The 20,821-nt window shown below is 31.2% G+C and carries 20 protein-coding genes; 5 read left to right on the forward strand and 15 right to left on the reverse strand.

The annotated features are described in order from the left end of the window. The 3 genes from kdsA to ACN0WB_RS10800 all read right to left on the reverse strand — a co-directional run bounded on the left by kdsA (nt 1) and on the right by ACN0WB_RS10800 (nt 2,946). Nucleotides 1–810, reverse strand: a complete 810-nt coding sequence (gene kdsA, locus ACN0WB_RS10790; RefSeq protein WP_417431650.1) for a 3-deoxy-8-phosphooctulonate synthase — start codon at nt 808–810, stop codon at nt 1–3. Nucleotides 811–837: 27 nt separating this feature from the next. Then, on the reverse strand, nt 838–1,374 hold the full coding sequence (locus ACN0WB_RS10795; RefSeq protein ID WP_417431652.1) for a DUF1697 domain-containing protein: 537 nt from the start codon (nt 1,372–1,374) through the stop codon (nt 838–840). 222 nt (nt 1,375–1,596) lie between these two features. Next, complete coding sequence (locus ACN0WB_RS10800) at nt 1,597–2,946, reverse strand: hypothetical protein (RefSeq protein ID WP_417431654.1); 1,350 nt, start codon at nt 2,944–2,946, stop codon at nt 1,597–1,599. Between the two features lie 205 nt (nt 2,947–3,151). On the opposite strand from ACN0WB_RS10800, the gene ACN0WB_RS10805 reads away from it, so the two are divergent. After that, the gene (locus ACN0WB_RS10805; protein WP_417431655.1) at nt 3,152–4,384 is read left to right on the forward strand and encodes a DUF2254 domain-containing protein; all 1,233 of its coding nucleotides are present in this window, start codon (nt 3,152–3,154) and stop codon (nt 4,382–4,384) included. 58 nt (nt 4,385–4,442) lie between these two features. Here the strand turns inward: ACN0WB_RS10805 and ACN0WB_RS10810 are convergent, their stop codons facing one another. Next, nucleotides 4,443–4,889, reverse strand: coding sequence for a hypothetical protein (locus ACN0WB_RS10810; protein ID WP_417431657.1), 447 nt, complete (start codon nt 4,887–4,889; stop codon nt 4,443–4,445). A gap of 294 nt (nt 4,890–5,183) precedes the next feature. Between ACN0WB_RS10810 and ACN0WB_RS10815 the strand changes: the two genes are divergently transcribed. The 4 genes from ACN0WB_RS10815 (at nt 5,184) to ACN0WB_RS10830 (ending at nt 7,989) form a co-directional block, all read left to right on the forward strand. Continuing rightward, the gene (locus ACN0WB_RS10815; protein WP_417431659.1) at nt 5,184–5,735 is read left to right on the forward strand and encodes a hypothetical protein; all 552 of its coding nucleotides are present in this window, start codon (nt 5,184–5,186) and stop codon (nt 5,733–5,735) included. 218 nt (nt 5,736–5,953) lie between these two features. Continuing rightward, nucleotides 5,954–6,451, forward strand: a complete 498-nt coding sequence (locus ACN0WB_RS10820) for a c-type cytochrome (protein WP_417431661.1) — start codon at nt 5,954–5,956, stop codon at nt 6,449–6,451. A gap of 278 nt (nt 6,452–6,729) precedes the next feature. Beyond that, a complete protein-coding gene (locus tag ACN0WB_RS10825) occupies nt 6,730–7,164 on the forward strand; it encodes a cold shock domain-containing protein (protein WP_417431663.1) in 435 nt (144 codons plus the stop codon). 123 nt (nt 7,165–7,287) lie between these two features. Next, nucleotides 7,288–7,989, forward strand: a complete 702-nt coding sequence (locus ACN0WB_RS10830) for a DUF1826 domain-containing protein (RefSeq protein WP_417431665.1) — start codon at nt 7,288–7,290, stop codon at nt 7,987–7,989. A 135-nt stretch (nt 7,990–8,124) separates the two neighbouring features. Here ACN0WB_RS10830 and ACN0WB_RS10835 read toward each other — a convergent pair whose 3' ends face one another. The 11 genes from ACN0WB_RS10835 to ACN0WB_RS10885 all read right to left on the reverse strand — a co-directional run bounded on the left by ACN0WB_RS10835 (nt 8,125) and on the right by ACN0WB_RS10885 (nt 20,730). Further along, entirely contained in the window at nt 8,125–8,262 is a 138-nt protein-coding gene (locus tag ACN0WB_RS10835; protein ID WP_417431667.1) for a hypothetical protein, read from the reverse strand. A 379-nt stretch (nt 8,263–8,641) separates the two neighbouring features. Then, complete coding sequence (locus ACN0WB_RS10840; RefSeq protein WP_417431669.1) at nt 8,642–9,259, reverse strand: transposase; 618 nt, start codon at nt 9,257–9,259, stop codon at nt 8,642–8,644. 336 nt (nt 9,260–9,595) lie between these two features. Next, entirely contained in the window at nt 9,596–12,733 is a 3,138-nt protein-coding gene (locus tag ACN0WB_RS10845) for a type I restriction endonuclease subunit R (RefSeq protein ID WP_417431671.1), read from the reverse strand. Then, nucleotides 12,730–13,197 carry a Mov34/MPN/PAD-1 family protein gene (locus tag ACN0WB_RS10850; protein ID WP_417431673.1) on the reverse strand — a complete coding sequence of 156 codons (468 nt, stop codon included), beginning with the start codon at nt 13,195–13,197 and terminating at the stop codon, nt 12,730–12,732. Before ACN0WB_RS10850 ends, ACN0WB_RS10845 begins: the two co-directional genes overlap by 4 nt. Then, the gene (locus tag ACN0WB_RS10855) at nt 13,178–13,627 is read right to left on the reverse strand and encodes a hypothetical protein (protein ID WP_417431675.1); all 450 of its coding nucleotides are present in this window, start codon (nt 13,625–13,627) and stop codon (nt 13,178–13,180) included. Before ACN0WB_RS10855 ends, ACN0WB_RS10850 begins: the two co-directional genes overlap by 20 nt. Further along, nucleotides 13,614–14,255, reverse strand: a complete 642-nt coding sequence (locus ACN0WB_RS10860) for a hypothetical protein (protein ID WP_417431677.1) — start codon at nt 14,253–14,255, stop codon at nt 13,614–13,616. The genes ACN0WB_RS10855 and ACN0WB_RS10860 overlap by 14 nt, the downstream gene beginning before the upstream one ends. Beyond that, nucleotides 14,245–15,939, reverse strand: coding sequence for an E2/UBC family protein (locus ACN0WB_RS10865; protein ID WP_417431679.1), 1,695 nt, complete (start codon nt 15,937–15,939; stop codon nt 14,245–14,247). The genes ACN0WB_RS10860 and ACN0WB_RS10865 overlap by 11 nt, the downstream gene beginning before the upstream one ends. After that, a complete protein-coding gene (locus tag ACN0WB_RS10870) occupies nt 15,939–16,949 on the reverse strand; it encodes a CBASS cGAMP synthase (RefSeq protein WP_417431681.1) in 1,011 nt (336 codons plus the stop codon). The genes ACN0WB_RS10865 and ACN0WB_RS10870 overlap by 1 nt, the downstream gene beginning before the upstream one ends. Next, complete coding sequence (locus ACN0WB_RS10875; protein ID WP_417431682.1) at nt 16,942–17,970, reverse strand: CBASS cGAMP-activated phospholipase; 1,029 nt, start codon at nt 17,968–17,970, stop codon at nt 16,942–16,944. Before ACN0WB_RS10875 ends, ACN0WB_RS10870 begins: the two co-directional genes overlap by 8 nt. A gap of 74 nt (nt 17,971–18,044) precedes the next feature. Next, entirely contained in the window at nt 18,045–19,187 is a 1,143-nt protein-coding gene (locus tag ACN0WB_RS10880; protein WP_417431684.1) for a restriction endonuclease subunit S, read from the reverse strand. Further along, the gene (locus tag ACN0WB_RS10885) at nt 19,171–20,730 is read right to left on the reverse strand and encodes an N-6 DNA methylase (RefSeq protein WP_417431686.1); all 1,560 of its coding nucleotides are present in this window, start codon (nt 20,728–20,730) and stop codon (nt 19,171–19,173) included. The genes ACN0WB_RS10880 and ACN0WB_RS10885 overlap by 17 nt, the downstream gene beginning before the upstream one ends. Between the last annotated feature and the right edge of the window lie 91 nt (nt 20,731–20,821).

The raw sequence follows: 20,821 nt of genomic DNA on the forward strand, positions 1-20,821 counted from the left end.
TTATAAAATCGCTTCTCTAACTTTTGTGAGTTTTTCTAATAAATTTTCTAATAAATCCAAACGCAACATATTTGCGCCATCGGATTTTGCAACTGAAGGATTTGGATGCGTTTCTATAAATAAACCGTCGGAACCAACTGCAATTCCTGCTTTAGCAATGGTTTCTATTAAATCTGGTCTTCCGCCTGTAACGCCGGAACTTTGATTTGGTTGTTGTAACGAATGTGTTACATCGAGAATTACCGGTGCATAATTTCTCATCGTTGGAATTCCACGGAAATCTACCACCAAATCTGTGTAACCAAAAGAATTTCCGCGCTCAATAATTGCAATTTTTTTATTTCCCGAATCCGTCATTTTTTCAACGGCAAATTTCATTGATTCTGGAGATAAGAATTGTCCTTTTTTTAAAGTCACGCATTTTCCAGTTTTTGCTGCGGCAATTAATAAATCAGTTTGTCGCACAAGAAAAGCGGGAATTTGCAGAACATCAACGTATTGCGCAGCCAAAGCGGCGTGTTCATTTTCATGAATATCTGTAGTTGTTGGTATGTTGAAAGTCTCTCCCACTTTGCGTAATATTTCTAAAGATTTTTCTTCGCCAATTGTAGTAAAACTATCCACTCTTGAGCGGTTTGCTTTTTTAAAACTGCCTTTAAAAATGTAAGGAATTTCAAATTTATTGGTAATCTCAATTACTTTCTCTGCAATTCTAAGCGCCATATCTTCGCCTTCAATAATGCAAGGACCGGCAATTAAGAAAAAGTTTTTTGAATTTTTATGCTGAATGTTTTCTAAGTATTGTATCATCTGGATATTTAATTTTCACAAAAATAATTAAAGTTTAGCAACTATTTTTTCAATAGTATTAATATTTCTGGAAGTTAAAGAATTTTTGAATACTTTGATACCTAAAATCTTACCGAAATTAGAATCTAAAGTGAAGCCTTTTCTGATTTTCCAATAGAAATTATGATCCACAATTTTTATTTCTTCGCCTTCAGTTTTCTCAGTTTCATTAAAGTTTTTTAAAAGTTCAGTTTCAAAATTTGGAATGGTGATAAAACTGTAAATATGAAAATCGTTGTCTTTTGAAAATGGATTATGTTCGAAAATAGTTTTTACTTCTTCTGCAGTTTTAATGAAGAGAAAAGCTTCATAATTAAAATGTTCTGAAAGTGATTTTTCTAATTTCTCTTTTAAAGCAACTTTATCTAAATTAGAATTAAAAATGATATTTCCCGTCGCCAAAACAGAAGAAACTTCTTTACAATCAGCTCCAGAAAAGACTTTGCAAACTTCCGCCATTTTTATAGAAGTTCCATTTACATTTACGCCACGAAGAAATGCGATGTATTTTTGAGAATTATTCATAGGTCTTTAAACCACAAAAGTAACAAAAGTTTTAAGCTTTAAAAAGATTAAATTATTCCGTTTTAAAGTTTTAAAAAGTGAAAGATTGGAAGTTGAGTGAAGTGTTTAAACCACAAAAGTAACAAAAGTTCTAGGCTTTAAAAGTCTCAATTATTATGCTTTGAAGTTTTAAAAAGGAATCTTACTCTCTTCATAAATCTAAATGTTTTTTTTAGATAAAAATCACCAATAAAAATTAGCAATCATCTGCATTCCAAAACATTGCAAAAGACATAAAATAAATAAGACTTCAAAAGTTTTCTTTTCCAAATTTTGAAATAAAATCACAATAAAAGGAACTATAAAAAGACAAGCACGCGCTGTTTCTCCAGTTCCGTAAGCGCCGGTTAAAAACATGACACTTAAAGCCATAATTGCACTGTAAAAAATACTTCTTTGTGGTAAGTTTTTAATTTTTAAAAACTTACGAGAAATCAAAACTGCAACTATTGCAAAAGACAAGAAAAACAAAATTTCTCCAATATCTTCTAACCGCGTGAAAAAGTAGATTTTCGGATGTACAAAAAGCATAAAACCATAAGGATTTTCGGAATGTGACGCTTTTTGAAAAGTTTCAAAATGATTATAACCAGTGAAATAATTTAAGAAATAAAAGAATAAAACACTTGTAATGATTATTATAATTCCCAATCCAATTAATTTAAAATCTTTTTTAAACACATCAATTAAACTTAAAACTCCTAAAAAAGCTATTAAAAATAAACCGGAAAATGAAAGACAATTAATTAAAATAAAAGATATTATAGTTAGAAAAACACCTAAAAAATTGAGCGATTTACTTTTTAAAATTAAAAGTAAACCATAAAGAAAAAAGACTGTTAATGCGAGAATAATTCCATCAATGGAAACTAAAGAATAAATATTAACAGAAGGAATAATGCAAAATAGAAGCGTTATATTTTTAGCATTTTCTGTAGTAAAATTCAATAATTTTAAACATTTATAAAAAACAGGAACGCAAGAAAAAGCGATTAAAAAAAAGACAATTCCCAAACTGAGAATATTTCCATTAAATAGTTTTAATATAAAATAATGCAAAAGCGTGGCAAAAGGCGGATGCGTTTTGGTATGAAGTTGAAAAGTATCTAAATTATGATTAAAATCTCGCAACCAAATTTGCCAATTTTGAATGTGAATTGCATCCGTATAATATTGTCGCCCTTTTAAATAAAACGGCTGCATAAAAGCAATATCTGCATTTCCTTGCGCAAGATTCCCAAAAAATATCAGAAGAAAACAAAGCAGAAATAAATAAAACAAACCTAACTTCTGAATATTTTTCAGCGCATAAAAACCCAAAATTAAAAATCCAAAAGCAAATAAAAAACCCGACCATAAAAATGCATTTGGATAAATAACTGAAAAGGGATAGAGAATTCCAACGCCGGTGTAATAATGATTTTGGTACAAAATAAAATTTCCAAGCGCTAATAAAATCCAAATTCCTATTGCGATAAAAAATAATTTTATAGGGAAATTATCTTTAAAATTTTGAAAAAAATCTTTAATCATCGTTTATATTATGCTCCAAATTAAATAGAATTTGATCTTTTAACAACTGTGTAATTACAAATGTATTAATCTTTTTAAATTAAAAGCGAATTATTTTATGATAGGAAAATTCAATTCTTAGAAAAAAGTTTATATTTATTATTAATTTTAATGGTATTATTTATGTATCTCCAGAATTACGCTATTTAAAAAAATCAAAAAAACTATGAGCTTAAATAAATGGACGCGGATTTATTACACAAAATTGATTGATAGTATTGCATTTTATCCTGCAATCATCGCATTTGTTTTTTTGTTTTTATCGTGGATTATGTTAGAATTAGATTTTTCTACTTATGGTAGAGAAGTTAAATTAGGACTAAGTTGGCTCAGTTTAAAAGACGCAACGACTGCAAGAACCATTATTTCTACAGTTGCTGGTGCAATTATTTCATTAACGGTTTTCAGTTTTTCTATGGTGATGATTGTTCTTAATCAAGCAGCATCACAAATGAGCAATCGGGTTTTGAATAGTATGATTGAAAATCGGTTTCAACAAATTATTTTAGGAATTTATATAGGAACTATTGTTTACGCTTTATTTTTATTAAGCACAATTCGCGATATTTCCAGTGGAATTTATGTTCCTGCTTTAAGTATTTATCTGCTAATTTTTCTAACGGTGATTGATGTTTTTCTTTTTATTTACTTCTTAGATTACGTTACTCAAACCGTGAAATATGAAACCGTAATTGATAGAGTTAAGAAACAAACCATGATAAGTATGGAACGTAATTATTCAGAAATTAGTGAAAAAACTTTGACTTGGTCTGAACTTCCTTATGTTGAAATTAAGGCACAGAAGTCTGGTTATTTTCAAGACTTTAATGAAAAAAGACTCTTGCAAATTTGCCAAGAAAATGATTTTTATATTTCATTTATTTACAGAGAAGGCACTTTTCTATTAGAAGAAACGCCTTGTCTTTTACTTTACAACAAAGGAAATATTAACTCTAATATTTTACATGAAATAGCGGATTCTGTAGATTTTTATAGCGGACAACCGATTGATAGAAATGCAGATTACGGTTTTCATCAGTTAGCGGAAATTGCGATTAAAGCTTTAAGTCCTGCAATTAATGATCCTGCAACTGCGGTTTTAAGTCTTCACGCTTTAGTGTCACTTTTGAAATTTAAAATGACGCATGAACTTCCGACTTTACTTTATGACGAAGAAAATACAGCAAGAATCTACAGACCTAATTCTTCTTTTATGCAGAACTTTAAAAAGTGTATTGAAGGCGTTTGGAATTACGGCAAAAATGACCAATATATTCAAAATGAATTGTTTGAAATGATTCAACAACTACAAAGAATAGATTATAAAAAGCAGTTCACTCCTACTTTTGAAGCTTGGTTGGAAAAAATTGGTGCAGCCAAATTAAAAAGTTCACTTTAAATTTATTTGATTTCTATACAATTTAATTAATAAAAATCTGCTCTTAAAATTAAGAAAATCATTTCTTTTTTAGTTTTTCAATTAATTTTAAAAGTGCATCTCTGTTTTTAGCTTCATGGTAAAACTTCGGCAGTTTTTCTAGCAAAGTAAAATGCGTTCTGTCTTTATGCTCTCTTAATTTCGCTGAAATATATTGTTCCAAATAATCCAAGTGAGCTAAATTATAAGCATAAAAAACATCATTCTTAAAAGGCAACTGCAACCACAATTCAGCATCAAAATAAAAATGTGCTGCCATTTTCACTTTTACTTTTTGATTTAAAACAAGCATTGTTAAAGATGTTTCTTTTTGATAGCCGCAATTATTACAAAACAATCTTGCGTTTTCCTCATTAGCTTTTGCAATAGCTTTTTTTGAACATTGTGGACAAACCACCCAAACTTCCTGATTAAAATCAGCAAGCCGAAGATGTTGATCTTGGAAACGAGGTTCGTTTTTATTCATTAAAGAAATTTAGATATTACAATAATACAAAAATTGCTAATTTGAAATATATAAATATTTTAGATTATAAATTGATTTTGTTGATCTGTGATTTCTCAACGGAACCAAATTAAATGTAGAAAATATTGATAGCTAAAGAAATTCCTCTTTCGTCGGAATGACCTATTCCTTTATTTTATTTTTTTGATTGAGAGCGTAAATTAAAAATACATTATTAACTTTTCTGGGTTTTGTAATTATTTTATTTACTCAAATTTAAAATTACTGTAAATTGCACTTATAAAAATAGATTTTATGAAATTATTTAAATTCGGAATTTATGCTTTCATGGCATTTTCATTGTCTTCATGCATCGTTTCTACCGCCGCGAAAGTTGTAACAACCACTGCAAAGTTGGGTTATTCTGCGGTAAAAGGAACTGTAAAAGGCGTAAGTTGGGCAGTTCAAAAAGCGGATGGTAAAATTGACGAAGACCGAATTGATGGTACTTGGAAAGTGGTTGGAGTTTATAATGGTACTTATGAGCAATTTTCGCAAGACAATAATCCAGAAAATCAATTTAAAAATAACTGCAGTGATGGCTTTGAAGTGATAGAATTTAAATCTAAGCGTGAGAAGTTTCGTCCTGTACATTGCAGTTCGGAAGATGAAGATTTGGTGAAATACGATTTTAAGTTTGGTAAAAATCCACAAAGCAATAACAAAGAAAATTACCTGAAATACAATTCCAATAATTACATTTCAATTATTGATGTTACGAGTAAAACCATGGTTTTGGAAGGCAACTTAATGCAGAATTATGTTTTTTCTGGCGGTAAACTGTATTTGTTTGAGAAAGTGAAATAAGAATATTTCTTTAATCAAACTTTACCAAGTAAAATTCTTAATGCTTAAGACTTTGGCAAAGTGGGGATTTCTTTTATTAAAGTTTTTCAAAGTCAATTCTTAATACCTTAAAACTTTAGTAAAGTGGTTTTTTGAAGTTGAGCAAAAAAAATAGTCATTAACTTAACAATTTAAAAATTAATTTCTAACTTCGTGATTCACTAAACAAAACAAATCAAATGAAAACTACCCAATTTAAATCTGTTCTCTCTTTTTTCGGATTTTTTGCTATTCTTGCATTGCTTATTACTTTCACTACCAATTCTACAAAGCTTTACAAACCTGTAAGAGAAACGCAAAGCGAATGGCAAAATTTAAAAGTTTTACCCCAAAATATTTCAAAAGACAGTTTGCATTTTGTAATGAAAACATTTAGCGCTTCTTTAGGCGTGAATTGTGCTTTTTGTCACGCTTCAAAAACGGATGATCCTAAGAAATTAGACTTTGCTTCCGATGCAAAACAAGCCAAATTAATTGCACGCGGAATGCTGGAAATGACCAATGACATTAATTCCAAATACTTTTTACCTCACGTTCCTGAACCAAAACCAAAACAAATTACCGCAGTTTATTGCATCACTTGTCACCGTGGAACCCCAAATCCTACAGAATATTTGCAAGATGTGAGCAAAATGATTCCGAAATTGATGCCGGAACATAAAATGGAAAAAAAATAATCGTTTTAAATTAAAACATTAAAAAAACAAGAAGCTTTAAATTATTTTAAAGCTTCTTTTATTTAGTAGATTTTCTATTTTGAAGAAGCAATTTTTAAATTATTTATTAATCTTTCTTATTGGGCAAACATTTCTCTCATAGAAGCAGTTCCCACTTATTTTTTATATTTAATTATAAATTTAAATACAAGGAATAAAAATAAATAACAACAATTATTTTGAAGCAATTGCTTTTATGTTGTACCTTATAAAACAATTTAAAAAATCAAATAAAATACATGGCAGAATCTTTCTCAAAAAAAGAAAACTTTAAGAAAAAAATTCAAAAGCAAAAGGAAAAAGCGATGCGCCGAGAGGAACGCAAAGAAAGCAATGACAAAGGAAAAGATCTTAATGACATGATTATGTATGTGGATGCATACGGTCAGTTAACGAGCACACCTCCTGACAAAAGCAAGAACGAAGACATCGATATTAGTTCTATCCGTTTAGGAGCCGCACCTATCGAAGCTGAAGATCCTGTAAAAACTGGAACGGTTACTTTTTTAAGTGAAAAAGGTTACGGTTTTATCACGCAATCCAACAGCCAAGACACTATCTTCTTCCACACCAACAACTGTACAGAAATGGTGAAGAAAGGAAACAATGTTTCTTACGAAGTAGAAAGGTCACCAAAAGGACTTGTGGCGGTTAATATCTCTGTAAAAAAATAAATTAAAAAGCTTCGAAAGAAGCTTTTTTTTATTTAATCAAGTTTTGTTATTTCTAAGGTAAATTGTAGGGATTTTAAATTCCTTATTTTTGTTTTGCATTACAATGCCTAATTACCATCAAATTTGAAGAATTCTACATTATTTCAGCATAAACAAATAAAAACGGTTTTTTCATTTAAAGAGTTGATTGAAACACACTTTCGTGGCGAGCAAAATGCCTTTTGTTGGCAAAGAAACTTGGAAGGCGATTTTGAAGAATTGGTTTCAAAACTTGAATTAAAAGACAATGTAACTGAAATTAAAGCGGAAGATCTTTTAACACTGCAACTCTCTGAAAAGGGCAATCTCGCAAGAAAGCTAATTTTAAATGACCTGCAATTATTAACCAATTTCGGTGCTTCGCCTCTACTTAATTTAATTAAAAACTATGAAAGAGACGACGCTTTAGATTTTATTTCAACCGATGTCTATTCTTTTCATGTGGATTATTCTCCCATTGCGACGAGTACTTTTTTATGCACTTATTATGGCGCTTCGAGTGAAATTCTACCCAATGATGAAGCCATACAGAAAATCTTACTTCCTGAAATTCATGAAAAACTAAAAGATTTATACAACGTCGAGCAAAGAGATTTTGAAGCCTTTTTAAAAGACCATTATTTTGATTTGCATTATGAAGCCAAAAGCAAGGCAAAACCTATCAATCTTGGTGTAGGACATCTTTGGAGATTGGCGGTAGATCATCCGGCGCAAACTGGCTTGCCTTGTATTCACCGTGCACCGTTGGAAAATGATGGCGAGTTGAGGTTGTTGTTGATTTGTTAGGAAATCGTTGAAAATACACAGCAACTTCGCCAAAGTTTGGAACTTTCGCAAAGTTCTTTACAACACTCCAGGTTTTTATGCTTTCTTTTGAGAAGTCACTAAAATATGTAAACTTCTAAATTTAGATCAAATTTCTTAAACCAACTTCGCCAAAGTTCCAAACTTTGGCGAAGTTCTTTCCAACATTCCAGGTTTTTTTGCTTTCTTTTGAGAAGTCACTAAAATATGTGAACTTCTAAACTTGGATAAAATTTCTAAAACCAACTTCGCCAAAGTTCCAAACTTTGGCGAAGTTATTCATGATTCCACAAATTATCAATTTTGGTGAAGTTCTTCACTTTTACATTTTGTAATTATGCTTTTTCAAATGGACAAAAATAAAAACTCTTCACATTATTAGACAAAGCAATACTAAGCAACTTCGCCAAAGTTCCAAACTTTGGCGAAGTTATTCCTGATTCCACAAATTTATCAATTTTAGCGAAGTTCTTTCCAACACTCCAGGTTTTTTTGCTTTCTTTTGAGAAGTCACTAAAATATGTGAACCTCTAAATTTATATCAAATTTCTAAAACCAACTTCGCTAAAGTTCCAAACTTTGGCGAAGTTATTCTCAATATTACAAGTGGGGATATTTGGCAAAATGCTTCATTTTACATTTCATAATCATTCTCTCGCTTGTGGACATCAATAAAATTTTCTATCCCATCAAACAAGTCCATAATTTCTTTTCTTCTAACGGGTGATGGTGCAGTAGAAACAATGTTTTTATACGAACAAAACTCATAGCCCTCCATCTCATAGTCTAGATCTATTACATTTCTATGCACATAAACAATTGCTTTGGTTAAATAATCTTCTGATTCTATTCTTTTTCTTTTAAAAGGTCTTTCAAACAAACTGCCGTGTCTGTTGTGGTATTTATTAAAAGCTTGAGTGTAACTGCTAATTAATTTTGCAATCTGTTTACTTGCTAATGATTTATCGGAGTGCAAACCGGTTTCCAACTTTGCCAAAGTTCCAAACTTTGGCAAAGTTTCCATTAAAGGCGTTTCAGAAGTTAAATTGTCTTTTATGCGAATGATCAAATGAAAATGATTAGGCATCAAACAATAAGCATATAAATCTGCTATGGGAAGAAGGTATTTTTCAACTTTTTCCAAAAAAAAGAAACGGTTATCATCATTCAAAAAAACAGGACAACCATTGATGCCTCTGTTATAGAGATGATAAAAATAGCCCTCTTCTAACTGGTCTAATCGAACATTCATTTTTATTCTTTTAATATTTTATACTTTACTCTCTTCAACTTCTTTGTCTTTAACTTCTCTACTTGTAACTTCTCTACGATCAACTTTGCCAAAGTTCCAAACTTTGGCAAAGTTATTTACGCTGCAAATTTGTTGTTTTGGCGTATTTCTTTAAGACAAAAATAATAAGTATTTTTTTATTTGAAAAGAGGAGCACTTAAGAACTTATCTAACTTAAACTTCGGCAAAGTCTGGTACTATGCTGACTTCAACTTTGCTGGGTAAAACTTCGCTAAAGTTTAGAACTTTGGCGAAGTTCTTCAAGATGTTGATACACAAAGTAAATTGGAATAATACCTACTCCCGAAACTTCTTAAAATTCTCCGCCTGCTCAAAAATCTCCTTATAAACTTCATCTCTTGTCACTGGTGGATAACCATGCGCTGCGAGTTTTAAAATTAAATCTACTTTTAGTTCGGCTTTGATGTCTTCCCTTTCGCTCCAATCGGTGTATTTGGCTTTGTCGTCCACTATTATTTTGATGTCTTTTGCCAATGCAATTAACTGCTCTTCAGAATATTCAAATTTGTATTTATCTCTGATGGCTTTTAAAATATCGTAGAAAGACTTTTCTTCAAAGTCAATTCCCATTTTTTCAAAGGAATATTTTTCGGTTTTTAGATCGCGGAGTAAATCTGCCATTTGTCCCGCAAGATCGTCTAAAACATCATTTGCCAACACCATATCTTCGCTTCTCTCGTTGTATTGATCGACGATGGTTTGGAGGCGTTTGCTGAAATCGACTGCTTTTATTTTATTGACTTTTTTAAAATCGTCAATTGCCATTTTCAGAAGTCTTTGCAGCACTTTTATTTTGGTGTTAGGAAGTTTGATCCTGTCAATCCTTTCCAGATATTCTTCACCGAAAATATCAATTTTTTCTCCGGCATTTTCATCCATTTTAAAGATTTCTTCTACCCCATCACTTTGCAGAGCTTCTTCCACCATTTTCGCAACTCTTGCATTCATCTGCGAAATATCAGGTGCTTCTTTTTTGGTGAGTTTGTAAATGATGGAACGGATCGCGGTATAATAATGCAGTTCATCTACTTCATCATAAGTAAATGCTTCAGACGAACAACAGATATTATACGCTTCTTTCATTTTCCGAACGATGCGCATAAAACGTTTTTCTAAATCCTGAGTTGATTGAATAAATTCCGCACCGAGATTCAGGTTTTCCAGTTTCATGATTGGACTGCCTTCAAAGTATGTCTTAGTGTTGAAATTGTGAAAAATCTTTCTCAACAAATCCAATTGGTCTTTTACAATTGTAATGGCTTTATCGATATCTTCAAATTCATTTTGATCGGCATTGTTGAATTTCGCCAAAGCATAATTCATATTATTTTTGATACCGATATAATCGATCACCAAACCTTTGTCTTTGCCTTTAAACTTTCTGTTAACCCTCGAAATCGTTTGAATTAAAGAATGTTCCTGCAACGGTTTATCAATATAAATACTATCCAAAAATGGCACATCAAAACCTGTAAGCCACATATCGACAACAATGGCAATTTTAAAATTAGATTTCTCCTGTTTAAACTGTCGGTCGAGTTCTTTTCGGTCGTCTTTCGTTCCTAAAATTTTGTACAAATCGTCATCATCATCTTTATCCCGGGTCATCACCATATTTACTTTGGCAATGGGTTTCAGATCTTTCATTTCTTTATCTGAAAGTTCCTGCGTTTCATCATGGGTTTTTATGGTTCCCCAATCCGGACGAAGTGCTATCAATTCTTTGTAAAACTTGTAAGCAATTTCCCGGTTGTTGGAAACAAACATCGCTTTCCCGCAAACCGTTGCACCTTCATTGACACGCTTTTCGTAATGCTTCACAAAATCATCTGCCAAGGCTTGTAAACGTTCTTTATCGCCCAAAATGGCATTCATATTCGTGGTTGCTTTTTTACTTTCTTCCACCTGATATTCGCTCGAACCTTCAGCTACACAATTGGCGTAATATTCTTCAATTTCCTTTAACTTTTCGGTTTGCAAAATCACTTTTGAGGCTCTGCCCTCATAAACAATACGAACCGTTATTTCATCCTGAACCGATTCTTTCATCGTATAATAATCTACCACATCGCCAAATACTTCCAAGGTTTTATCAATCGGTGTTCCAGTGAAACCCACATAAGTGGCGTTTGGCAAAGACTGATGCAGATAATACGCAAAACCGTAATTGGAATTCACTTGTGTTTCCGTAATTTTTAGATTTTTATCTAAATTAATTTGTGAACGGTGCGCTTCATCAGAAATACAGATAATATTATTCCGCTCGGAAAGCAGTTCTGTATCTTCCGTAAATTTGTGAATGGTCGTTAAAAAAACACTGCCACTTTCTCTACCTTTCAGTTGATTGCGTAGATCTTCACGCGAAGAAACCGTAACAATATGATTATCGCCAATAAAGTTTTTTGCATTCGTAAAAGTGCCGGAAAGTTGCTCGTCCAGATCGGTTCTGTCGGTAATGAGAATGATGGTCGGACTTGCCATTTCTGTACTTCGCATCAATAAGCGGGAAAGGTAAAGCATTGTGTAACTTTTGCCACAACCTGTTGCTCCAAAATAAGTTCCGCCTTTTCCGTCGCCTTCTGGTTTTCTGTGAATTAAAATATTTTCATATAGTTTTCTACTGGCGTAATATTGCGGATAGCGGCAAACGATTTTTTCTTTTTTCTTACTCGTATCCGGGAAATAAATAAAATTCTGAACCACATCCCGCAATCTGTTTTTATCAAAAAGACCTTTTACCATGGTGAAAAGGGAAGCAATACCGTCTTTGGCAATCTGCTCATTGCTTTCGGCTTTTCTCCAACCATAGAAAAATTCGTAAGGTGCAAAAAGAGAACCTGCTTTGTTGTTCACGCCATCGCTGATGACCAGAAAAGCATTGTACTTCATCAATTCCGGAATATCTCTTTTGTAGCGGTTGGTTAATTGTAAATACGCATCGTGGATGGTTTTATTTTCTTCAATGGCTGTTTTAAATTCAAAGACCACCAAAGGAATTCCGTTGATGTAGAGAATGCCGTCGGGAATTCTTTTCTCTGTTCCTTTTATTTCCAACTGGGTGACGAAACGGTAAATATTCTGGTCGTTGGAGGAATAATCAATCAACTGAATGAACAGATCTTTTTTATGTGCATCTTCTCTTTTCTGCACAAAACCATCGGAAACCAAACGCAGAATATCGCGATTGCTTTCGTATAAAGCGGAAGAAGAAAAATAATCCAGTTTTAGAATGATCTGCTTGATCTCGTTGGGCGAAATATCTGCATAGTTTTGATAGAGGTAATTCTTCAAATCCTCTTTCAGCAAAACTTCCTCTAAAGTTTTATGAATTTTGAGACCAGAAGTATGCGGAATGCCCTGCTGTTCGAGCAAGGAAATCACGCTTTTTTCTAATTGGGATTCTGTGAATTTCATATTCTATTAATTGTAATTCTTTTTTTGAGTTTCTTATTATTATAGATTCCTACATATATCGAAACTCGTCCTACAATAATCATAAAATGAGTTTTAGAATTTAATCTATTTTGACTTATTGTTTTAATAAAACTTTTGATATCTAAATTAGATGGCTTTGGATAATCTTCTGGATGTGTATGCCACTCACCTAAATAAATTTCCTCTCCATTTGACTGTTCAAATTGTTTTTCAATAAAAACTTGAGCTGTTTGAAAAGATCGCTTAAAATTATATCTTGAACTTGTATCTAATTCAGACGGTTCCGAGCAATTTAAAATCTCAATCATATCATTTTCATAGACTTTTCCAGTTACAATACCACCAGATTCGGGAGATTGTTCATCGTCTTGAATGTATTTCTTAAAAACATTTAAAACAATCTGTGATATAAATAAATTAAAATTACAGCAATCGATATTCATCAAGTGTAAATTCTTTTCCATTAATAAAAATAAAAACATCAAATCTTGAACTTATTGATACTGTGCACAAGACATCATTTAATAAAGATCCATAAAATGCTGTTCTATATCTACTTCCTTTCATGTGGGATGGCTTTAGTACATTCGAAATTGGTGTTGAAAAATAATATGATAAATCTGTTAAGTCAAAACTTTCGTTTACGAGATGAAAACCATCGTGACAAATATTGTCTTTTGTACTAATTTCAATTAATTTATTACTAATTGATTTTACATCGATCAAAATTTCACCTAATAGGCAATTTTCATTAATTGACTCTAAAGGTAAATTTTTTAATTCCCTGTAAATTATTAAACCTAGACCTGTGAAATCAATACTTTTAGATTTCAAAATATTATCAATTATTTCTATTAATTTAAAGTATCTCATTAAATCTTCCTATTAATTTATTTGATTTAAATTTAACTTCTATTACTCCTTTATTTAATCTTTCATTAAAGTAATTACCTTTAAAAGATCTAACATCAGGAAAATAATCCAAATAAGCCGTTCCTTTATGATCATTAAATTCTACATTTAAGTTGGATATATTTCCATAATTATAAAACAAAGTATAAAAATTATTTGGTTTTTTCTTCAATACCTCACATATAGTCTCAGAGGAAGAAGTTTGATTTCCTTTTCTTCCAATGTAAGTATGCACATGAATATTTGAAGCTGTTTGTGTTATTTCCATCACACAATCTAATATTATTTTTTGATTAGTTACTGGATCAATATAAGATGATGTCATAGTTCCCTCGAATCTTCCATTAATATCAGGAATGCTAATTATAATATTTGTAAAAAAATACTTCCACCAATATTTATCAATGAAATTTAAAACTAAAATCATCAAACCTAGAATAGATGTAAAACCTATATAATTTGAAATCTCTTTGAATTTTGGATACCCAGTTATGAATTTGTCAAAATATATATACAAAATATTGCAAACGATTGCTAAAACAGCTATAAAAGATATTAACCATTTTGTTTTATAATTCTTAAAGTTCATGTTCTAATAATGTAAAATTGTTTGTAGACTTATAGTTATCAGTAATTTCAATACTCGTGCTTTTTATTTGATCTAAATTTCCTATCCATCCAAAAATCTGAGACTTGTCATTTTTATTTTCATTTAAAATAGAATAGATGATAGGATTAATTGCGCTTAAAAATAAACTTAAATTTATATCAGAATATGGCATGTAACCGGTTTGACATGATCCTTCTTTTTTGAGTAATTGTTGACCTTTTTTAATTACATGATATGGATAGTTTTCTAACAGATCAATTCCTTTTTGAAAATCTTTAGGAAGTAGATAAATCATTTGACCACTTGCTAAATATGGCTCAACCCATAATACAAAAATTGGTTTATCAGATTTAATTGAAATTAAATGTTGAATAATATACTTTTCAATTCTTGTAACCCCTAAAATTAGAAATCTAAAATCATAATCTTCAATAAACTCTGGATTTTGTGAAAGAACTTCACAGATATCTTTTTCATTTGTTATAACCTTTGTGAAAGGATTCTTTGATAAAATTTCATATTCTGAAATTTTAGTTTTAAATCTTGAAATAAAATTGAAGCCAAAATAGTTTCTATAAACATTTTCAACTTTTAAAATATCTGAATCAATTAAACAATATTTTGAAACAGGATATTTCATTAAATAATGTAAAAGATTTGAACCTACACTGCCAACTCCTATAACAGCAAGTTTCAAGTTTCTAACAATTTCGTCACCTGCTGTTCTTGTATCTAATCTTTTTGGCGAGATATCAGAAAAGTACAATCTATCAACAAAATTATTACTAGATAACGCTGAATTTAAAAATTGCCAATTAGATAACTGCCGATACCCTTTTGCTTTTTTATTTGTAAAAGAATAAGTCCAACCAAACAGTTCTTTTTGCGATCCTTTGAAAACTACTATAAATTTGTCGCCAGAAAATTTGTTTATTTTTTCTCTAAAAGTATCTTTATCAGTCAAATATTTCAAAGAGTCTTTATAATTTATCTTAAATGGAGGATTTACATTAGTATACTCAGCAAAGAATATTTCAATTTCATCAAACTTTATTCCTCGTAGTTTTATGTAATTTTTGAATAGATTAAATTTACATTCTACATTATAAACTAAATATTGATACTGTCCTAACCTATTTAAAAATTTCACAGCTTTAATATTGTTTAAATTTTCAAAATCTACTAAACACAGTCCAATTTCTCTTAACTCATTCTTTTCGCTATAATTAATATTCCAATAAGCAGTAAATTCTCTCTCAAATTCTTCTCTTAAATAATCTTTATCGTCTTTACCTCTCAGTATTTTTTTAGCATCAGAAATTAAGTTTAATACTAAATTTGGAATATGTTTTATGTCATAATTGAAATTTTCATTTTCATCAATTATGCAAATACTTAAATCATGATTAACATGTGGTAGATATTTAATTTGCTCATATGATTTATCATCAATAAATATTTTAGGTAAATTGACAGAATAGGGTTCTGTAAGAGCAATATATAAATGAACTATCTTTAGACCTTCATTCAAAGATAGTTCAGTTTCAATAGAAATAACTCTCTCATATTTTTTTAAAGAATTATTGCCACTTAAATCCTTTGTAAATACAATCCTAGCATTTTCAGTTTTTGAAATTAAATTATATATTTCCTCTAAAATCATTATGCTGACTTATTATCAAAACTTAATTGGTCAGGACTAGAAAAAACTTTCGCAGCAGCATTTGATGTCTCTTCTACTACTGATGAACAAGGAAAGCGATCTCCTAAGTGTTTTTGCCACTTAGAACAAGCATCTTTTTTTGATTTTAATTCGATGGCTTGTGCTCCAGATTCAATAAGAGAGTCCAACGCGTTTAAAAAATTATCCTTTGTTGTTTTAGCCGAATATTTATCTAGAAGATTTTCTGTTTCATCAACAGTTGGACGATAACATTCATAATAAGAATAATTAAATCTCGTATCATCAATCTCTTTTTGAATAGCTTTCAAAGTTTCTAATAAAGACACATCATCTCTGTTATCTTCAACATAAGAATTTGATGCAAGAATTGTAAAAACCATTCCACTTGGGAATCTAAAAGAACTATTGTCGTTTTGTCTCTTATCTGACCATGCTTTGAGATAACGAACTATTCTTTTTAGTTGAGGTTTACCTTTAGCTTTTTCCAAAAACCATTTAGTAAAAGCATAAGGATCACTTTTAATCCATCCTTTTGTCAAGTGCGCAAGTTGTGGTATTTCATCATCTAATGTATATTCGTCTTCAGAATTGTCTGTTTTGTAGTAAATTGGTAAATCTACATGATAATCACTTTTGTAAACAACACGTATACAAGTATTTTTATCCGAAGATTCTGAACTAGTTCTATTTCGTACAGCATCAAAAATCCAATTATGAGCAGTCTGCATTGTAGGTCTGTCCTCTTCTTTACCAAAAATATAAACACCATCATCAACATCATATTCACTAGACAATGGGTGAATTGTAGTATGCATCATGAAAGAACCTTGCCCTTTGAAACCTACAGTATGTTTATCCCGGTACTCTTCAAAATACTTTTCAATATCTGTTCTAATAGAATCTCTAGAGGTTCGAAGTTTGTCTTTTTTCTTTGATGATAATCTAATTATATCATCAAATTCAGTAAAAGTCGCATGTAAATCAGCCATTTGTTTTATATGTTTTAAGTGTTGTAAAGTAATACTCTATTTCTTTTGTTTTTTCGAATAATAATGCTTGATCGTCAGCTTTAATCCGCATTAAATTAAATGCTTCTTTATTAGCAATATCAAGTTGAATCAAACTCTCTTGTTCTTTAGATATATTGGCAGATGGAATTCTAAGATAATCAATTTTGATATCGCTTATTTCTTTTACTTTAGACATGAAAAAATCAGTAAAATATGATTGTCCATTCATTGATGTTTCAAATAGATCAGCTCCCCAATCTTTAAAAGATCTTTCGTTTTTTAAACCCGTAGGTTTTCCCCCAGTAATACTCAGACTACTTAAAGATAGAATACTGATTTTATCATATTTCTTACCTTTTCCAACAAAATTATTTAAAGCCTCCAATAATCCAACTAAAGTCGGATTATTAGCCCAAACTCCTCCATCAACAAATTGTTCATTATTAAAATATGGCAATTCTGCCATAGGTAAATATGTTGGTGCAGCGGAAGTTGCTAATGCAATATCTATCATTTTTGCATCGTTATCTCTAGATAATCCACCTTCTTTATGATCATATTTAAAAACTTTTGGCTTTGCTTCTGTAATAGAATAACTTGGTATACAAAGTAAATTATTTGAATCACCAATTTTTTTATCTACAAAAATTTCTTTTAAAGATTCCTTTAAACCTAGATTTGAGTATTTACCTCCAAATGCTATTTGCTTCCAAAGACCTCTGTTTATTTTTCCAAAAAAAGGAACGGAAATTTCTTTATGTTTTGGAAAAATTATTTCACCTTTTGCTTCATAAAACTTACGAATGTCTTCTGCTGATATTTTTATTGATAAAGCCAGTGCAATTAAACCTCCTGTTGACGTACCACAAATCATATCAAAATGATCCGAGGTCTTACAATTAAATTTCTTTTCAAATTTTTCCAAAATGCTTGCGGAGTACAAACCTTTTATTCCCCCACCATCAATTGAAATTATTTTAAATATCTTTTCTTCTTCCATTTTTATTTTTATTTGCTTATTAAATTAATACAACAAATTGTTTTAATCAACGAATGAAAATATCATTAGTTTTTTTAATCATTGTTATAAGCAGTAATTTCTACTGTCATTTTCCCCAAAAGCAAACTTTGTAATTCTTCTAACTTTTGAGATAATATTGATAAATTTTTAATTTTAACAAATATATATTTCACTTCTTCATCAAACTTTTTCATAATAGAATAATCTATTTTAGGAATTTTAAATATTTCCAAATATTTTGAGTGAACACGTTCTCTGCCTGTGGAACCAATCATACTGCTAATTGCATACTCTCTAAATTTTTCGTCCTTTGCAAGACAATAAACCCAGTATGGTGATATTCTATTTTTTGCACGAATAACAATAAATTCCGTAGACCCAAAGCCAACTTCATTTTCATTTAAGAAGTTTACGAAAGCTGTTTTTCCATTTTGTAAACAAGGACTTATACGTGCAAGTAAAGTGTCATTATAACTGAATTTCGCACCACCACTATAATTTTTTAATTCAACTTTTTTTACATTTAGTGAAGTTTCGGAAACATTTGCCATTTCAACAAACTTGTAGGATTTCTCAGCGATAATTTTTACAGCAGGTCCAAAATCAACGTGGTTTCCTAAATGTTCATAATCCTTAAAATCTTCAAACCAATGTTTGTAAATGGTTTGTGCGGTTTCTTCTAAAGTGGCGCAGAGTTTTTTATTCAGTTGGATGCGGTTTTCTATGGCTTCGTATTCTGCAATGATTTCTTTTTGTTTGTCAAGAGAAGGTATATTAATTTCAGTCTCACAAAGTTCTGTCCAATTAAATCCACCTCTTACAGCACTATCACATTTAAAAAAACAATAACGGTCAAATTCGGAACGTCGAAACCAAAGCATCAAATATTCTGGCATTAAAGCATTTTTATCAATAACTTCAAAAACAGAATATGCAGGCGAAACTAAAATGGCTTCATCTTTTGTTTGTAAAACCACAGGTAATTTAAAAACCCTAATAACAGACATAAAATCGCAAGCAAATCTATCTTTACGAACGATTTTATAATTTGCCATATCAGTTCCTACAACATTTGAGGTAGATTTTCTAAATTCCTTACGCATACTCAAACCCAAAAGCGTCTCCACTTCCAGGTTTCTATTTCGTTCATCCACCAATCGGATATAATCTCCTAATTTTTTATACCCCAACTTCATAGCCCAACTTTTCAAATACTTTCTTCAATTCCACATTGCTTTGCTGTTCTGCTTTCAATAAATTCATAATATCTTCCTGCAAAGCAGTCATTTTTTCGTGGTAATCAACATTTTCATCACGGTTGACAAATTCAATATATTTACTCGGCACCAAAGAATAATCTTTACTTTTTATTTCCTCTGTTTTGGCAGCGTAACAATATTCCGGGATATTTTCATAGTTGCCATCGGTTTGCCAATTGTGATAAGTAGAAGTAATTTCTTTAATATTTTCTACAGAAAACTCGGTATATTTTTTCTCAAAAGGAACGCCCATTTCCCGCAGATCCATAAATAAAACTTCGTCTTCTCTATTTCGATATCGGCGAAGTTCTGTTCCTTTTTCTACAGTTCTTTGCGTTTTATTTTTATTGATGATCCAAAGCGTTACACTTATATCGGTGGTGTAAAACATATTTCGAGGCAAAATAATAACGGCTTCAACCAAACCATTTTCTACTAAAGTCTTGCGAATGGCTTTTTCAGTTCCATCACCACTCAGCGCCCCATTTGCCAGGATAAATCCCGCCACTCCATTTTCAGAAAGTTTGGAAACCATGTGTAAGATCCAACCATAATTGGCGTTGCTTGTGGAAGGAATATCGTAGCCGTTCCAACGTGGGTCATCAACCAATTCATTCGCAGCGCGCCAGTCTTTTTGGTTAAAGGGCGGATTTGCCATAATGAAATCGGCTTTCAGATCTTTGTGCTGGTCATTAGAAAATGTATCTGCCGCAGTATCGCCCAGATTGGCAGAAATCCCACGAATGGCGAGATTCATTTTTGCCAGTTTGTACGTCGCACCCGTATATTCCTGTCCGTAAACCGAGATCTGTTTTTTATTTCCCTGATGTTCGTTCACAAATTTCACACTCTGCACAAACATACCACCGGAACCGCAACACGGATCATAGATCTTTCCTTCAAAAGGTTCAATGAGTTCTGCAATAAGATTTACAATAGATTTCGGCGTGTAAAACTCCCCTTTTCCTTTTCCCTCCGCTAAAGCAAATTTGGAGAGGAAATATTCGTAAACGCGACCCACCAAATCGTGTTCTCTGTCTGCAATCGTATTAATTTGATTAATGGTATCCAATAATGCTGATAATTTGCTTACATCTAATCCCAAACGTGAAAAATAATTATCGGGCAATGCGCCCTTCAACGCAGGATTATTTTGTTCTATGGTAAAAAGTGCGGTATCAATTTTCAACGCAATATCGGGCTGTTTCGCCTGTTGCATAATAAAAGACCAACGTGCTTCTTTGGGAAGATAGAAGACGTTTTTCATGGTGTAGAATTCCACCATTTCGGTAAACTGTTCTTTGCCATCGGCAATGAGTTCCTGCTTTCTTTCTTCAAAAGTATCGCCTGCAAATTTCAGGAAGATCAAACTTAAAACAATGTGTTTATATTCTGCAGATTCCACAGATCCGCGCAGTTTGTTGGCGGAATCCCAAAGGGTTTCTTCGATTGATTTTGATTTCGTAATTTTCTTGGCCATTTAGTTTTTTGATAATTAACCAAATTTAAGAAAAAATGATTTAGAACTATTTAAAATTATTATTTATTATTATAAATAAGTCTTTTATAAT

The organism is Halpernia sp., from assembly GCF_048269545.1.
GTDB lineage: Bacteria > Bacteroidota > Bacteroidia > Flavobacteriales > Weeksellaceae > Halpernia.

Excerpts from the sequence above, each read along its gene's own strand:
- ACN0WB_RS10840 (WP_417431669.1), bottom strand. The coding sequence starts at position 9,259 with ATGAATGTTCGATTAGACCAGTTAGAAGAGGGCTATTTTTATCATCTC.
- ACN0WB_RS10815 (WP_417431659.1), top strand. The coding sequence starts at position 5,184 with ATGAAATTATTTAAATTCGGAATTTATGCTTTCATGGCATTTTCATTG.
- ACN0WB_RS10850 (WP_417431673.1), bottom strand. The coding sequence starts at position 13,197 with ATGAATATCGATTGCTGTAATTTTAATTTATTTATATCACAGATTGTT.
- ACN0WB_RS10860 (WP_417431677.1), bottom strand. The coding sequence starts at position 14,255 with ATGAACTTTAAGAATTATAAAACAAAATGGTTAATATCTTTTATAGCT.
- ACN0WB_RS10825 (WP_417431663.1), top strand. The coding sequence starts at position 6,730 with ATGGCAGAATCTTTCTCAAAAAAAGAAAACTTTAAGAAAAAAATTCAA.
- ACN0WB_RS10880 (WP_417431684.1), bottom strand. The coding sequence starts at position 19,187 with ATGAAGTTGGGGTATAAAAAATTAGGAGATTATATCCGATTGGTGGAT.
- kdsA (WP_417431650.1), bottom strand. The coding sequence starts at position 810 with ATGATACAATACTTAGAAAACATTCAGCATAAAAATTCAAAAAACTTT.
- ACN0WB_RS10855 (WP_417431675.1), bottom strand. The coding sequence starts at position 13,627 with ATGAGATACTTTAAATTAATAGAAATAATTGATAATATTTTGAAATCT.
- ACN0WB_RS10805 (WP_417431655.1), top strand. The coding sequence starts at position 3,152 with ATGAGCTTAAATAAATGGACGCGGATTTATTACACAAAATTGATTGAT.
- ACN0WB_RS10845 (WP_417431671.1), bottom strand. The coding sequence starts at position 12,733 with ATGAAATTCACAGAATCCCAATTAGAAAAAAGCGTGATTTCCTTGCTC.
- ACN0WB_RS10875 (WP_417431682.1), bottom strand. The coding sequence starts at position 17,970 with ATGGAAGAAGAAAAGATATTTAAAATAATTTCAATTGATGGTGGGGGA.
- ACN0WB_RS10795 (WP_417431652.1), bottom strand. The coding sequence starts at position 1,374 with ATGAATAATTCTCAAAAATACATCGCATTTCTTCGTGGCGTAAATGTA.
- ACN0WB_RS10820 (WP_417431661.1), top strand. The coding sequence starts at position 5,954 with ATGAAAACTACCCAATTTAAATCTGTTCTCTCTTTTTTCGGATTTTTT.
- ACN0WB_RS10865 (WP_417431679.1), bottom strand. The coding sequence starts at position 15,939 with ATGATTTTAGAGGAAATATATAATTTAATTTCAAAAACTGAAAATGCT.
- ACN0WB_RS10885 (WP_417431686.1), bottom strand. The coding sequence starts at position 20,730 with ATGGCCAAGAAAATTACGAAATCAAAATCAATCGAAGAAACCCTTTGG.
- ACN0WB_RS10800 (WP_417431654.1), bottom strand. The coding sequence starts at position 2,946 with ATGATTAAAGATTTTTTTCAAAATTTTAAAGATAATTTCCCTATAAAA.
- ACN0WB_RS10870 (WP_417431681.1), bottom strand. The coding sequence starts at position 16,949 with ATGGCTGATTTACATGCGACTTTTACTGAATTTGATGATATAATTAGA.
- ACN0WB_RS10810 (WP_417431657.1), bottom strand. The coding sequence starts at position 4,889 with ATGAATAAAAACGAACCTCGTTTCCAAGATCAACATCTTCGGCTTGCT.